Below are 14,957 nucleotides of genomic sequence, written 5' to 3' on the forward strand. Positions count from 1 at the left end.
CGGCAGGCTAGATGACCGTGCCCGTGGCGCCGTCGGCCGTCACGACCGGGCGGCCCGCGGCGGCCCAGTCCTGCATGCCGCCGGCGACGTTCACCGCGTCCAGGCCCTGCTGCATGAGATACGCGGTGACCTGCGCCGAACGGCCGCCGGAGCGGCAGATGACGTTGATCCGGCCGCCCTCGGGGGCCTTCTCCTGCAGGTCACCGAAGCGCGCCACGAAATCGCTCATCGGGATGTGCAGCGCGCCCTCGGCATGCCCTGCCTGCCACTCGTCGTCCTCGCGGACGTCCAGCAGGAAATCATCGGCCGAGAGAGCATCGACACCGACCGTGGGGACACTGGAACCAAACATGTCCCCGACGCTACCCGACCAGCGAGGCCAGCCGGGCCTCCCGCTCGGCGATCTGCGCCACCAGCCCGTCGGCGATCTCCGCCAGCAGCCCGTCCGGGTCGTCCGGCGCCATTTTGATCATCGCGCCGATCGCGGACGCCTCCAGCTCGGCCGCCACCGCCGCCAGCAGCTCCTTGCGCGCGGCCAGCCACTCCAGCCGTTCGTACAGCTCCTCGCCACGGCTCGGGCGCCGCTGCGCGGGCAGCGGACCCGCCGCCCACTCCTCGGCCAGCTCCCGCAGCAGCGCCTCGTTGCCCTCGCCGTACGCGGCGTTCACCCGCACGATGAACGCCTCGCGCCGCTGCCGGTCGGCCTCGTCGTGCGCCAGGTCGGGGTGGGCCTTGCGGACCAGCTCACGGAACGCGCGCCGGGCCTCGTCGCTGGGCCGCACCCGCTTGGGCGGCTGCACCGGCCGCTCGGTCAGCATCGCCGTCGCCTCGGGGGAGAGGCCCTCGCCGTCCATCCAGCCGCCGAACAGCTGCTCCACCTCCGGCATCGGCTGCACCAGCCCCCGGGCCTCCCGGGCCCGCCGCAGGTCCTCGGGGTCGCCCGAGCGCGCCGCGACCGCCTCCGCGATCAGCGCCTCCAGCTCGTCGAGGCGGGCATACATCGGGCCGAGGCGCTGGTGGTGCAGCCGGGAGAAGTTCTCGACCTCCACCCGGAAGGTCTCCACCGCGATCTCGAACTCGATCAGCGCCTGCTCCGCCGTCCGCACGGCCTGCGCGAGCCGCTCGGCGGCGGGATCCTCGGCCTGGCTCTGTTCGGCTTCCGCATTCGTCACCCGCCCAGCGTACGAGGTGGGCCGATGGCCCGAGGCACGCTCCCCGATCACCGGAGGGGCGAATTCCGGCCCTTCCGGCAGCAAAGTCCCCTCCAGCGCCCAAGCCCTGCCCCGCGACCGGTAACCCCCCGCTCACACCCCCGTCTCCGCCGCCAGCCGCCCGCCGCGCACCGCCGCGACCAGCTCCGCGTGATCCGCCTCCGTGCGGTCCGCGTAGGCCATGGCGAAGGAGGCGACGGCCTCGTCCAGCTCCTCCCCCTTGCCGCAGTAGCCGGCTATCACCAGCGGATCCGCGCTGTGCGCGTGCGCCCGGGCCAGCAGCGCGCCCGTCATCCGCCCGTAGTCGTCGATCTCGCCGGGGGCCAGCGCCGCCGGGTCGACGCTGCCCTTGCGGTTGCGGAACTGCCGCACCTGGTACGGCCGCCCCTCGACCGTCGTCCAGCCCAGCAGCACATCGCTGACGACCTGCATCGACTTCTGCCCGAGCACCACACGCCGCCCCTCGTGCCCGGCGGCCTCCGCCGTGAAGCCCGCCTTCCGCGCGTACGGCAGCAGGACCGAGGGCCGCGCCTCCTTCACCTGCAGCACCAGCGCCTCGCCCCGGTGGTCGAGCAGCAGCACCACGTAGGAGCGCAGCCCCACGCTGCCCGTGCCCACCACCCGGAACGCCACGTCCTGTATCTCGTGCCGGGCCAGCAGCGGCAGCAGGTCCACGGGCAGCGTGGTCAGGTACTCGCCGAGCGCGTGGGCCACCGCCGCCGCCTCCCGCTCGGGCACCCGGCGCAGCACGGGCGGGGCGTCCACGAACCGCCGGCCGCCCCGGCCGTCCCGCTCGGTCGCCTTCGCCGCGAAGCGCGCGCTCGTGTTCCGCCGGGCCTTCTCCGCGACCCGCTCCAGCGTGCCCACCAGCTGGTGGGCGTCGGCGTGGGAGACGAGCTCCTCGTCGGCGATGGCGTTCCACGCCGCGGCCGCCGGCATACGGGCCAGCAGCCGCATCGTGTGCCGGTAGGCGCCCACCGCGTCGCGCGCGGCGGCACGGCAGCCGGCCTCGTCCGCCCCCGCCTCCCGCCCGGCCAGCACCAGCGAGGCGGCGAGCCGCTTCACGTCCCACTCCCACGGCCCGTGGAGGGTCTCGTCGAAGTCGTTCAGGTCGATGACGAGCTCGCCGCGGGCATCGCCGTACAGGCCGAAGTTGGCGGCGTGCGCGTCGCCGCAGAGCTGGGCGCCCAGGCCGGTGACGGGCGAGTCCACCAGGTCGTAGCCCATCAGAGCGGCCGAGCCGCGCAGGAAGGCGAAGGGGGAGGCCGCCATGCGGCCGATACGGATCGGCGTCAGCTCGGGCAGCCGGCCGGCATTCGCGGCCTCGACCGATTCCACCGCGCCGGGGCGGCCGGCCCCGGCCTTCCAGTCCGCGTGCGCGGACCGCGGCACCCGCTCCCGCAACACCTTCCCGGCGGCCTTGCCGGCCCTGCGGCTCTCCCCCTCGGCCACCGGCCGGGCGAATCCCGGTACGTACGGCAGTCGCGACATCGCGGCGCCACCTCCCCTTCACCACGGCGCGGCCTCGCGCGGGCGTCAACTGCGCCTGACCGTACCGTCGCCTCCCCCGGCGCGCAGGAGGCGCGGGTGCCGCATCTCACAGCGCGAACGGCGCGAGAAGTGAGACGCCGCACGCGGAACACGCCCGCGAAACCGGCGGGGAGCAGCGGGCACGGGCGCACAGCCCGGACGTACAACCGGAAAAAACAAAGCTCCCCAGGTCCGAAGACCTGGGGAGCGATGGTGCGCGAGGGGGGAGTTGAACCCCCACGCCCTTTCGGGCACTGGAACCTGAATCCAGCGCGTCTGCCTATTCCGCCACCCGCGCATGGGTGCGTCGTCCGGTTTCTTGACCTTTGCCCGGCGTTTCCGCCCGGTTCGTGTCCGTTCGCCTTTCGACATGCAGAACATTAGCACGCTCCGGAGGGTGCCTTCACACTCGTTCCCGCCCGCCCGGCCCCCGGGGGGGCCGCGGGGAGGGCACCGGTTGCGGGACACTGGCGTCAGGCCGCCTCTACGATCCCCCGTAGGCGGGCGCGCCAAGGCGACACTCGTCACTCCTGGCGCCGAAGGGGAACCAGCTGTTTTCCCGACGCGTGGATACGATCAGTAAGCAGTATCAGGAACGACACTGAGCATCAGAGACGTCACTGAGGGAAGGAGGTGCCCCGTGGGAGTACTGAAGCGCTTCGAGCAGCGACTCGAGGGTCTCGTGAACGGCACCTTCGCCAAGGTGTTCAAGTCCGAGGTGCAGCCTGTCGAGATCGCGGGCGCACTCCAGCGGGAGTGCGACAACAACGCCACGATCTGGAACCGTGACCGCACCGTCGTCCCGAACGACTTCATCGTCGAACTGAGCGCACCGGACTTCGAGCGGCTCAGCCCGTACTCGGGCCAGCTCGGCGACGAGCTGTCCGGCATGGTCCGCGACTACGCCAAACAGCAGCGGTACACCTTCATGGGGACCATCAAGGTCCACCTGGAGAAGGCCGACGATCTCGACACCGGTCTGTACCGGGTGCGCAGCCGCACCCTCGCCTCCAGCGAGTCGCAGGAACCGCACGGCCGGCCGCAGGCCGCGCCGCGCACCTCGGGCGGAGCCGTCACCAACGGCGCCGGCTACCCGGCGCAGCCCGCCGGCCCGCCGCCCATGCCCACGACCCCGCCGCCCGGCGTCCGCCCCCTGCCGCGCACCGGCGGTCCGGGGCCCGGCGCCGTACCGGGGACCCAGACGCGCCGCTGGATCGAGATCAACGGCACCCGTCATCAGATCTCGCGGCCCACCCTGGTGCTGGGCCGCAGCACCGAAGCGGACGTACGCATCGACGACCCCGGCGTCTCCCGCCGGCACTGCGAAATCCGGGTCGGCACCCCCGCGACGATCCAGGACCTGGGGTCGACCAACGGCATCGTGGTGGACGGACAGCACACCACGCGCGCTACGCTCCGCGACGGCTCGCGCATCGTCGTGGGCAGCACCACCATCGTTTATCGGCAAGCCGAAGGGTGAAGCGGGGGCAATGTCAGAGCTGACCCTCACGGTCATGCGGTTGGGTTTCCTCGCCGTACTGTGGCTGTTCGTCATCGTGGCCGTACAGGTCATTCGCAGCGATCTGTTCGGGACCCGCGTCACGCAGCGCGGATCCCGCCGCGGCGGTGACGGCGGACGGCCGCAGCGCGCGCAGCAGCAGACCGCTCCGCCGCAGCAGCGCCAGCAGCAGGCCGGCGGCCGCCGTGCCGACCGCGGCCGCCGCGGCGCGCCCACCAAGCTGGTGGTCTCCGAAGGAACCCTCACCGGCACCACCGTCGCCCTGCAGGGCCAGACCATCTCCCTCGGCCGCGCGCACGACTCGACGATCGTGCTGGACGACGACTACGCCTCCAGCCGGCATGCCAGGATCTACCCCGACCGCGACGGCCAGTGGATCGTCGAGGACCTCGGGTCGACCAACGGCACCTATCTCGACCGGACCCGGCTGACCACCCCGACCCCGATCCCGCTCGGCGCGCCGATCCGCATCGGCAAGACCGTCATCGAGCTGCGGAAGTAGTAGGACCATGACGACCGGAGGGTGGGCAGCGTGGCTGGGAAGGGGCTGTACCCGGAGCCGACGGGCGAGGTGCGCATGAGTCTGTCACTGCGCTTCGCCGCCGGATCGCACAAGGGCATGATCCGGGAGGGCAACGAGGACTCCGGTTACGCCGGCCCCCGACTGCTCGCCATCGCCGACGGCATGGGTGGCCAGGCCGCCGGCGAGGTCGCCTCCTCCGAGGTGATCTCCACTCTGGTCACGCTCGACGACGACGTCCCGGGCTCCGACATCCTCACCTCCCTCGGCAGTGCCGTGCAGCGGGCCAACGAGCAGCTGCGCGTCATGGTCGAGGAGGACCCGCAGCTCGAGGGCATGGGCACCACGCTCACCGCCCTGCTGTGGACGGGGCAGCGGCTGGGCCTGGTGCACGTCGGCGACTCGCGCGCGTACCTGCTGCGCGACGGCGTCCTCACGCAGATCACGCAGGACCACACCTGGGTGCAGCGCCTGGTCGACGAGGGGCGCATCACCGAGGAAGAGGCCACCACCCACCCGCAGCGCTCCCTGCTGATGCGCGCGCTGGGCAGCGGTGACCACGTGGAGCCGGACCTGTCGATCCGCGAGGTGCGGGCCGGCGACCGCTATCTGATCTGCTCCGACGGGCTCTCCGGCGTCGTCAGCCACCAGACGATGGAGGAGGCGCTCGCCAGCTACCAGGGGCCGCACGAGACGGTTCAGGAGCTCATCCAGCTCGCCCTGCGTGGCGGCGGCCCGGACAACATCACCTGCATCGTCGCCGACGTCCTCGACGTCGACGGCGGTGACACGCTCGCCGGACAGCTCAACGACACGCCCGTGATCGTCGGCGCGGTCGCCGAGAACCAGCTGCAGCTGGGCGACGACGGCGCCATGCAGACCCCGGCCGGGCGGGCCGCCGAGCACGCCCGCGCCAACCGGCCCGTACCGCCGCAGGACGGCCCGCACGGCGGCTTCGGGCCGCCCGGCAGCGGCGAGGTGGGCATGGGCGGCATGCCGGACGGCGCGTTCGGCCCGTTCACGGACGAGGACTTCGTCAAGCCGCGCCGCAAGGGCAAGTGGCTCAAGCGGTCGCTGATCATCGCCCTGGCGCTCGGCGTCATCGGCGGCGGTCTGTACGGCGGCTACCGGTGGACGCAGACGCAGTACTACGTGGGCGCCAAGGACAACGACCACGTGGCCGTCTACCAGGGCATCAACCAGGACCTGGCGTGGGTGAGCCTCAGCAAGCTGTACAAGGACCACCCCGAGATCGAACTCAAGTACCTCCCCGTCGACCAGCGCAGCCGTGTCGTGGACACGATCGCGGTCGGCAGCCGGGACCAGGCCCTGCAGAAGGCCCGGGAGCTCGGCACGCTCGCCGGCGCGTGCAAGAAGGAAGACGAGCGGCGCAAGGCCGAGCAGCAGCAGCGCGAGAGCGAGAAGCAGAACACCGACCGGACCGGCGGTGCGGCCAAGGATCCCGCCAAGGACTCGGCCGAGGCCCGGGCACGCGCCCAGGCCGCGCCGAGCCCGGCGCCCGGCCCCACCCTCAGCGAGGAAGAGCAGAAGTTGGTCCCGCAGTGCAGCAGCGCTCAGCAGTGAAGCCGTAAGGGGCCACGACGCCATGTCAGCGATTTCACCCATCCCGAACACCACCAATACGACGATCAGCAGCGCGGGCCCGCCGAGCAGGCGCAACACCGAGCTCGCGCTGCTGGCCTTCGCCGTGCTCATCCCCTGCTTCGCCTACGCCAACGTGGGCCTGGCCCTCGACGGCGAGATGCCCACGGGCATGCTCGGCTACGGGATCGGGCTCGGCCTGCTGGCCGGCGTCGGCCATCTGGTGGTGCGGAAGTTCGCCCGGTACGCCGACCCGCTGCTGCTGCCGATGGCCACGTTCCTCAACGGCATCGGCCTGGTCATCATCTGGCGCCTCGACCAGTCGCCGCGCCTTCAGGCCCGTAAGTTCTTCCACGCCAGCGCCACCAACCAGCTGCTGTTCTCGGCGCTGGGCATCGCGCTGTTCGTGGCGGTGCTGATCCTGCTGAAGGACCACCGCATCCTGCAGCGCTACACCTACATCTCCATGGTGGTGGCGCTGATCCTGCTGGTGGCCCCGATGTTCTTCCCCGCGAAGTTCGGTGCCCGCATCTGGATCACCATCCCGGGCCTGGGCTCGATCCAGCCGGGTGAGTTCGCCAAGATCGTCCTAGCGATCTTCTTCGCGGGCTATCTCATGGTGAAACGTGACGCCCTGGCCCTGGCCAGCCGCCGCTTCATGGGCCTGTACCTGCCGCGCGGCCGTGACCTCGGCCCGATCCTCGCGGTCTGGGCGTTCTCCATCCTGATCCTGGTCTTCGAGACCGACCTCGGTACCTCGCTGCTGTTCTTCGGCATGTTCGTCGTGATGCTCTACGTCGCGACCGAGCGCACCAGCTGGATCGTCTTCGGTCTGCTGATGTCCGCCGTCGGCGCGGTCGCCGTGTCCACCTTCGAGCACCACGTCCAGCAGCGCGTCGACGCCTGGCTGCACCCCTTCGACGCGTTCAAGGACGGCAGCTCCGACCAGATCGCGCAGGCCCTGATGGCCTTCGGCTCCGGCGGCGTGTTCGGCACGGGCTGGGGCCAGGGCCACTCGGACCTCATCGGCTTCGCCGCCAACTCCGACTTCATCCTGGCCACGGTCGGCGAGGAGCTGGGCCTGGCCGGCGTCATGGCCATACTCCTGGTCTACGGCCTGATCGTGGAGCGCGGCGTACGCACCGCGCTGGCCGCCCGCGACCCGTTCGGCAAGCTGCTCGCCACCGGCCTGTCCGGCGCCTTCGCCATCCAGGTCTTCGTGGTCGCCGGCGGTGTCATGGGCCTCATCCCGCTGACCGGTATGACCATGCCGTTCATGGCGCAGGGTGGCTCCTCGGTCATCGCCAACTGGGCGCTCGTCGCCGTCCTCATCAAGATCAGCGACACGGCGCGGCGCCCCGCGCCCGCCCCCGCTCCCTCCCCCGACGCCGAGATGACCCAGGTGGTCCGCCCGTGAACAAGCCCGTGCGCCGGATCGCCATCTTCTGCGGCCTGCTCGTCCTGGCCCTGATGATCCGCGACAACTGGATCCAGTTCGTCCAGGCCGACGAACTCAAGGCCAACAAGCACAACCGTCGCGTGACGATCGCCCGCTACAGCCAGCCGCGGGGCAACATCATCGTCGACGGCCAGGCCGTCACCGGCTCCCAGGAGACCGGCGGCATCGACTTCAAGTACAAGCGCACCTACAAGAACGGCGAGATGTGGGCTCCGGTCACGGGCTACAGCTCGCAGGTGTTCGACGCGAACCAGATCGAGAAGCTCGAGGACCGCGTCCTGACGGGCGACGACGACCGGCTGTTCTTCAACCGGACCGTCGACATGATCACCGGCAAGGGCAAGAAGGGCGGTGACGTGATCACCACCCTCAACACCAAGGCCCAGGAGGCCGCCTTCAAGGGCCTCGGGGACAAGAAGGGCGCCGTCGCCGCCATCGACCCGCGCACCGGCAAGATCCTCGCCCTCGCCTCCACGCCCTCGTACGACCCCTCGCGCATCGCCGGGGCCACGGACGAGAAGGCGTGGAAGGAGCTGCAGGCCGACAAGAACCAGCCCATGCTCAACCGGGCGCTGAAGCAGACCTACCCGCCGGGCTCCACCTTCAAGGTCGTCACCGCCGCCGCCGCGCTGGAGCACGGCCTCTACAAGGACGTCGACTCCAAGACGGACTCGCCGCTGCCGTGGATCCTGCCCGACACCCGTGTCGCGCTGGAGAACGAGGGCAACATCCCCTGCAAGGAAGCCTCCCTGCGGGTGGCCCTGCAGTACTCGTGCAACACCGTCTTCGGCAAGGTCAGCGCCGACCTCGGCAACAAGAAGATGATGGAGACGGCGGAGAAGTTCGGCTTCAACAAGCCGGTCGACACGCCCGTGCGCGCCGTGCCCAGCGTCTACCCCAAGGACAACCGGCCGCAGAACGCCATGGCCGGCATCGGCCAGGCCTCCAACCGCGCCACCCCGCTGCAGATGGCCATGGTCGCCGCCGCGGTCGCCAACAACGGCAAGCTCATGGAGCCGTACATGGTCGACAAGCTGCGCGCGCCCAACCTGAACGTGATCGAGCACCACACGCCCAAGGAAATGAGCCAGCCGCTCTCCGCGGACAACGCGCGGAAGCTGCAGAGCATCATGGAGACCGTGGTGGAGAAGGGAACCGGAACCGCCGCCCAGATCCCGAACGTCAAGGTGGGTGGCAAGACCGGTACCGCCCAGCACGGTGTCGACAACAGCGGCAACCCCTACGCGTGGTTCATCTCCTACGCGAAGACCGGCGACGGCTCGCCGGTCGCCGTCGCCGTCGTCATCGAGGGCTCGGAAACGGTCCGTGACGACATCGCCGGTGGCAAGCTCGCCGCGCCCATCGCGAAGAGCGTGATGGAAGCGGTGCTCAAGACGGAGAAGTGATCCGGCTCACCCTCCGCAGCCGATCATCGCTGTCGTCGGTACCGGTCGTATATCGGGTGGCCGTCGCGCCCGGAAGCTGCCCTGCGTGCCGGGTACGGTATGCCGGACAGCACACCGCCGGACGTGACGTAGGTGCGGTCAGGAAACGGAAGGGCTGGAGCTATGGAAGAGCCGCGTCGCCTCGGCGGCCGGTACGAGCTGGGCTCGGTGCTCGGCCGCGGTGGCATGGCCGAGGTCTACCTCGCGCACGACACCCGGCTCGGCCGCACCGTCGCCGTGAAGACGCTGCGGGTGGACCTTGCCCGCGACCCGTCCTTCCAGGCCCGGTTCCGCCGTGAGGCCCAGTCGGCCGCCTCGCTCAACCACCCGTCGATCGTCGCCGTGTACGACACGGGCGAGGACTACGTGGACGGGGTCTCGATCCCGTACATCGTCATGGAGTACGTCGACGGGTCCACCCTGCGCGAGCTCCTGCACTCCGGCCGCAAGCTGCTGCCCGAGCGGTCGCTGGAGATGACCATCGGCGTCCTGCAGGCGCTGGAGTACTCCCACCGGGCCGGCATCGTCCACCGTGACATCAAGCCGGCCAACGTGATGCTGACCCGCACCGGTCAGGTCAAGGTCATGGACTTCGGCATCGCCCGCGCGATGGGCGACTCCGGCATGACGATGACCCAGACCGCGGCCGTCATCGGCACCGCCCAGTACCTCTCGCCCGAGCAGGCCAAGGGCGAGCAGGTGGACGCGCGTTCCGACCTCTACTCCACGGGCTGCCTGCTCTACGAGCTGCTGACCGTACGGCCCCCGTTCGTCGGCGACTCCCCGGTGGCCGTCGCCTATCAGCACGTCCGGGAAGAGCCGAACCCGCCGAGCGTCCACGACCCCGAGATCACGCCCGAGATGGACGCCATCGTCCTCAAGGCGCTGACCAAGGACCCGGACTACCGCTACCAGTCGGCCGACGAGATGCGCGCCGACATCGAGGCGGCCCTGGAGGGCCAGCCCGTGGCGGCGACGACTTCTTTTGGTTCCATGGGCGCCGTCGGCTACGGCGCCGAGGACCAGCCCACGACCATGCTGCGGCCGCAGGACCACGCGGGCGCGCCCGGCCAGACCTCGATGATGCCGCCCGTCGCCGACGGCGGCGGCTACGGCGGTTACGACGACGGCTCCGGCGGCGGACACCGCGGCGGGGGCGGCAAGAAGAGCAACCTCTCCACCATCCTGCTGGTGGTCGCGGGCGTTCTGGTGCTCGTCGGCGCGATCTTCATCGGCAAGTCCATCTTCAGCGGCGGCGGCAACAACTCCCAGGTGACGGTGCCGCCCCTGGTCGGCCAGACGCTGGCGGAGGCCCAGCGGTCCGGCGAGAACGGCGGCTTCAAGGTCGCCGAGGGCGAGAAGAAGTTCTGCGACCAGCCCAAGGGCAAGATCTGCGACCAGAACCCGAAGGCGGGCTCCAAGGTGGAGCGCAACAGCGAGGTCAAGGTCGTCGTCTCCCAGGGCGCGGAGAAGATCTCGGTGCCGGACGTGCTCGGCGCCTCCTTCGACGAGGCGAAGGCCACGCTCGAGGGCAAGGGCTTCACCGTCCGGCAGAAGCAGAAGGAGTCCGAGCGGACCCCGAACACCGTTCTCGACCAGGACCCCAAGAGCGGGGAGAAGGCCGAGAAGGGCACGGAGATCACCCTCACGGTCGCCGCACAGGCCGCGTCGAAGACCGTGCCGTCCGTCGTCGGCCAGCCCTACGACGCCGCCAAGAAGCAGCTCAGCGACAACGGCTTCCAGGTCGTCAAGGAGGAAGAGGACTCCGCCGACAAGCCGGCCGGCACGGTCGTGCGGCAGAGCCCCGACGGCAACACCTCCGCGCGCCAGGGCTCCACGGTGACCCTCTTCGTCTCGAAGGGCGGGGCGCAGAAGATCGCGGTGCCCGGCGTGGTCACCCAGAAGCTCAAGGACGCCAAGAAGGCGATCACGGACGCCGGTCTGAAGGTCGGCAACATCATCGGTCCGCAGGACGACAACGCCGTGGTCGTCGTGAGCGACCCGGGCGCGGGCACCCAGGTGCCCAAGGACACCCCCGTCAACCTCACCACCGCGGCCGCCGCCCCCGGCGGCGACGGCGGCCAGACGGCCGGCCAGACCGGCGGTCAGACGGGCGGCCAGGACATCGGCGGCCTCTTCGGCGGCCTGACCGGCGGGCGGCGTCACTGATCGCCCGGAACGGCTTTCCCGGGCCCGTAGCGGCCCGCTGAACGCACGGAAGCCCCGGCATCCTCTCCCGGATGCCGGGGCTTCGCGCTGTGTGCCCCACGGGCCGTCAGCGCAGCTCCTTCGGCGGGGTGCGCTTGGCGTCGACCTTCTCCGTGCGCTCCAGCTCGGCCCAGACGACGTAGCGGTAGTCGGAGGTGTAGACGGGCGTGCAGGTCGTCAGGGTCAGGAAGCGGCCCGGTTTGGTCCTGCCGGACTCCTTGGGCACGGGGTCGATCACGTCGACGTTGAAGCGGGAGGTCTGCTTGAGGTCCGCGTAGACCTTGTAGACGTACCAGGTGTCGCGCGTCTCGAAGACGACCGGGTCACCGGTCTTGATCTTGTGGATGTTGTGGAACTTCGCGCCGTGCCCGTCACGGTGCGCGGCCAGCGTGAAGTTGCCCTGCTTGTCCCAGGGCATGCCGGACTTCACGGGCTCGCGGTAGAAGCCGGCGACGCCCTCGTTGAGGACCTTGCCGCCGGTGCCGGCCTTGACCAGCACCTCGCCGTTGCTCATGGCGGGTACGTGCAGGAAGCCGATGCCGTCCTTGGTGTCCAGGGCGCCGGGGCCGGCGGACTTCGCCCAGTGGTCGCGCACCTGGTTGCCCTGCTTCTTGGCCTCGCGGTCGGCCAGGACGTTCGTCCACCACAGGGAGTAGACGACGAAGAGGGCCATGATCACGCCTGCGGTGATCAGCACCTCGCCGATGACGCCGACGGTGGCGGCGATCCGCCCCCGTACGCGGCCAGTCCGTGCCACAGACGTTCGTACCCCGCTTCGCTGTTCTCGCGTGTCTCAGTTGACGAGAGCGTCCGGCTTACCCTCGGTCCGGGGCCGCTCGTCGACCATCTTGCCCCACACGATCATGCGGTAGGTACTGGTGAACTCCGGGGTGCAGGTGGTCAGCGTGATGTAGCGGCCGGGCCCGGTGAAGCCCGATCCGGCCGGCACGGGGTCGATGACCCGGACGTTCGCGGGAGACGTCTGATCCAGTCGGCTGGTCATCTCATACGTATAGAAGGCGCTCTTCGTCTCCACGACGATCTTGTCGCCGGGCTTCAGCCGGTTGACGTAGCGGAACGGTTCGCCGTGGGTGTTGCGGTGCCCGGCCAGCGCGAAGTTGCCCTGCTTGTCCCAGGGCATCGCGGTCTTGAGCACCCCGGCCCCGTCGGCCCCGTCGGCCCCGTTGGCCCCGTAGTGCCCGACCATGCCCCGGTCCAGCACCTTGTGCTTGTTGATGCCCTGGGCGATGGGAGCCTTCACGTCCAGGCTGGGGATGTAGATGATCGCGAAGCCCTGACCCGGGGAGAACGTGCCGGCGTCCCGGTCGGGGCCGTCGCCCTTCTCCCAGCTGTTCTGCAGATGATTGGCGGCCCCGCCCGCCTGCCGCTGGGCGATGACGTTCGTCCACCACAGCTGGTAGGCGACGAACAGCAGCATGACGACGCCCAGGGTGATGAACAGCTCGCCGATCAGCCGGCTCGCGATCACGCCGACGCTGTCCTTGCGGGCGCGCGCGGCGCGCTGGGCGGCCCTGCGCCGCTCGGCGCGCCCCCCGGTGACCACCGGCGGTGCGGGCTCCACGCGGCGCAGCGTCATCGTCGGGTCGTCCTCCGGCGGCAGGGGCTGCGCGACGTACCCCGTGCCGTAGGAGGTCGGCCGGGCGGCCAGCGCGGGGTCCTGCTCGGGCCGGAGTGCGGTCACGCCCCGCCCTTGCCCACCACCGGGGCGAGCCCGGCCGAGCGTTCCACCGCCCCCATGTCGCCGCAGGCGACCAGCCAGTTGGCGAGCATCCGGTGCCCGAACTCGGTGAGCACGGACTCGGGGTGGAACTGCACGCCCTCGACGGGCAGGTCGCGGTGGCGCAGGCCCATGGCGATGCCGTTCTCGGTCCAGGCGGTGATCTCCAGCTCGTCCGGCCAGCTGTTCCGCTCCACCGCCAGGGAGTGGTAGCGGGTGGCCGTGAAGGGCGAGGGCAGGCCGTTGAAGACGCCCTTGCCCTCGTGGGTGACCGGCGAGGTCTTGCCGTGCAGCAGCTCGGGGGCGCGGTCGACGACGCCGCCGTAGGCGACCGCCATCGACTGCATGCCCAGGCAGACGCCGAAGACCGGGACGCCGGTCCTGGCGCAGTGGCGCACCATGTCGATGCAGACCCCGGCCTGCTCGGGTGCGCCCGGGCCGGGGGACAGCAGGACGCCGTCGAAGCCGTCCTGTGCGTGGGCCGGCTCGACCTCGTCGTTGCGGCGCACTTCGCACTCGGCGCCGAGCTGGTAGAGGTACTGGACGAGGTTGAAGACGAAGCTGTCGTAGTTGTCCACGACCAGGATGCGCGCGCTCACCGCGTTACCGCCATTCCGTCGTTGCACCGGCCGGCAGGCCGTTGTCGACCGTCACGTCATTGAACGGCAGCAGCGGTTCCGCCCAGGGGAAGACGTACTGGAAGAGGGCGTAGACGATCGCCAGCACGAGCAGCAGCGAGATCAGCGCCTTCACCCATGCGTTGCCCGGCAGATGACGCCAGATCCAGACGTACATGCTGTCCCTACTTGCCGATGACGTAGTCGGTGGACCGTAGTCGATGGTCGATTGCAGCACCAGACTAAGGGGCGGCACCCCAGATAGGAGGGTCAGCCGGACAAAGCGGCGGGCCTGCCTTCCGTGGCGGGGCGGGTCGTCTCGAGGTGGGCCCAGACGATGAGCCGGTGGCTGTGTCCCCACTCCGGTTCGCAGGTCGTCAGCGTCAGATAGCGGCCCGGCTGCCGGTAGCCGGACCGGGCGGGTACGGGGTCGATGACGCCGGTGTCGGTGGGCAGGGTCCGGTACGGGCGGGTGTCGACGCGGTAGGTGAACCAGGTCGTGCCGTCGGTGAGGACCACCGCGTCGCCGGGGCGCAGGGCCGGGAGGTCCTTGAAGGGGTCGCCGTAGGTGCGGCGGTGGCCGGCGACCGCGAAGTTGCCGCTCTGGCCGAGCCCGGCGGTGCGCTCGTAGTGGCCGAGGCCCCTCTTGAGCAGCTCGGTGCCGGTGCCGTGCAGGACGGGCTTGGCCCAGCCGGCGCCGAAGCGGGGGATGTACATGACGGCGAAGGGGGCGCCCGGGCGGTAGGACGCGCCCGGCGCGGCGGGCGGGGCCTGCTCGCCGTCCACCGCGGGCGGCGGCGCGGCCCGGCTGTCCCGGCGCTCCCCCTGCTCGCCGCGGGCGGGGGGCGCCGGCGTAGGCGGTACGGGCTGTCCGGCGGCCGGGGCGGGAGCGGGGGACGGCGACCCGTCCGGGGCGGGGGTGCCGGCGACGGCTCCGGCGGCCCAGCGGTCCTGGAGGCGGCCGATCTCGTCCCGCATGGCGCTGTCGGCGCGGACGCCGGTCCAGTAGAGGACGTACACCACGAACAGGACGATCAAGGTGCCGATGGTGAGGCACAGTTCGCTGAGCGTCCGTACGACGAGTCGTAACCCCACCGGCCGACCCCTT

Annotated in this window: 13 protein-coding genes, 1 tRNA gene and 1 pseudogene; 6 read left to right on the top strand and 9 right to left on the bottom strand. The window is 70.8% G+C overall.

The window, feature by feature from the left end; genetic code table 11:
- Positions 1-7: 7 nt before the first annotated feature.
- The 4 genes from ABZ956_RS04770 to ABZ956_RS04785 form a co-directional block, all read right to left on the bottom strand.
- Positions 8-352: a rhodanese-like domain-containing protein gene (locus ABZ956_RS04770; RefSeq protein ID WP_361886985.1), complete on the bottom strand. Its 345-nt coding sequence runs from the start codon at positions 350-352 to the stop codon at positions 8-10.
- A 10-nt stretch (positions 353-362) separates the two neighbouring features.
- Positions 363-1,172, bottom strand: a complete 810-nt coding sequence (locus ABZ956_RS04775) for a hypothetical protein (RefSeq protein ID WP_361886988.1) — start codon at positions 1,170-1,172, stop codon at positions 363-365.
- 132 nt (positions 1,173-1,304) lie between these two features.
- Positions 1,305-2,702 carry a DUF2252 domain-containing protein gene (locus ABZ956_RS04780; RefSeq protein ID WP_361886991.1) on the bottom strand — a complete coding sequence of 466 codons (1,398 nt, stop codon included), beginning with the start codon at positions 2,700-2,702 and terminating at the stop codon, positions 1,305-1,307.
- A gap of 250 nt (positions 2,703-2,952) precedes the next feature.
- A tRNA-Leu gene (locus ABZ956_RS04785) sits at positions 2,953-3,039 on the bottom strand.
- 342 nt (positions 3,040-3,381) lie between these two features.
- On the opposite strand from ABZ956_RS04785, the gene ABZ956_RS04790 reads away from it, so the two are divergent.
- The 6 genes from ABZ956_RS04790 (at position 3,382) to pknB (ending at position 11,455) form a co-directional block, all read left to right on the top strand.
- Complete coding sequence (locus tag ABZ956_RS04790) at positions 3,382-4,221, top strand: DUF3662 and FHA domain-containing protein (RefSeq protein WP_361886994.1); 840 nt, start codon at positions 3,382-3,384, stop codon at positions 4,219-4,221.
- Positions 4,222-4,231: 10 nt separating this feature from the next.
- Positions 4,232-4,762 carry an FHA domain-containing protein gene (locus tag ABZ956_RS04795; protein WP_361886997.1) on the top strand — a complete coding sequence of 177 codons (531 nt, stop codon included), beginning with the start codon at positions 4,232-4,234 and terminating at the stop codon, positions 4,760-4,762.
- Between the two features lie 75 nt (positions 4,763-4,837).
- Positions 4,838-6,364, top strand: coding sequence for a Stp1/IreP family PP2C-type Ser/Thr phosphatase (locus ABZ956_RS04800; protein ID WP_361888010.1), 1,527 nt, complete (start codon positions 4,838-4,840; stop codon positions 6,362-6,364).
- 31 nt (positions 6,365-6,395) lie between these two features.
- Positions 6,396-7,799: an FtsW/RodA/SpoVE family cell cycle protein gene (locus ABZ956_RS04805; RefSeq protein WP_361888013.1), complete on the top strand. Its 1,404-nt coding sequence runs from the start codon at positions 6,396-6,398 to the stop codon at positions 7,797-7,799.
- Positions 7,796-9,247 carry a penicillin-binding transpeptidase domain-containing protein gene (locus tag ABZ956_RS04810; protein WP_361887000.1) on the top strand — a complete coding sequence of 484 codons (1,452 nt, stop codon included), beginning with the start codon at positions 7,796-7,798 and terminating at the stop codon, positions 9,245-9,247. Before ABZ956_RS04805 ends, ABZ956_RS04810 begins: the two co-directional genes overlap by 4 nt.
- A 162-nt stretch (positions 9,248-9,409) precedes the next feature.
- The gene (gene pknB, locus ABZ956_RS04815; RefSeq protein WP_361887002.1) at positions 9,410-11,455 is read left to right on the top strand and encodes a Stk1 family PASTA domain-containing Ser/Thr kinase; all 2,046 of its coding nucleotides are present in this window, start codon (positions 9,410-9,412) and stop codon (positions 11,453-11,455) included.
- A gap of 106 nt (positions 11,456-11,561) precedes the next feature.
- Here pknB and ABZ956_RS04820 read toward each other — a convergent pair whose 3' ends face one another.
- From ABZ956_RS04820 to ABZ956_RS04840, 5 genes and pseudogenes are all read right to left on the bottom strand, one after another.
- On the bottom strand, positions 11,562-12,251 hold the full coding sequence (locus ABZ956_RS04820; protein WP_361887005.1) for a class E sortase: 690 nt from the start codon (positions 12,249-12,251) through the stop codon (positions 11,562-11,564).
- 36 nt (positions 12,252-12,287) lie between these two features.
- Positions 12,288-13,022: pseudogene (locus ABZ956_RS04825) on the bottom strand (class E sortase); the annotation flags it as partial.
- Between the two features lie 170 nt (positions 13,023-13,192).
- Entirely contained in the window at positions 13,193-13,831 is a 639-nt protein-coding gene (locus ABZ956_RS04830; RefSeq protein ID WP_361887008.1) for an aminodeoxychorismate/anthranilate synthase component II, read from the bottom strand.
- Between the two features lie 4 nt (positions 13,832-13,835).
- Positions 13,836-14,027, bottom strand: coding sequence for a hypothetical protein (locus tag ABZ956_RS04835; protein ID WP_361887011.1), 192 nt, complete (start codon positions 14,025-14,027; stop codon positions 13,836-13,838).
- A 92-nt stretch (positions 14,028-14,119) separates the two neighbouring features.
- Positions 14,120-14,944 (bottom strand): class E sortase, encoded by an 825-nt coding sequence (locus ABZ956_RS04840; RefSeq protein WP_361887014.1) that lies wholly within the window; start codon positions 14,942-14,944, stop codon positions 14,120-14,122.
- Positions 14,945-14,957: the final 13 nt, after the last annotated feature.

Origin of the sequence: Streptomyces sp. NPDC046261, assembly GCF_040646235.1 — a bacterium.
GTDB lineage: Bacteria > Actinomycetota > Actinomycetes > Streptomycetales > Streptomycetaceae > Streptomyces.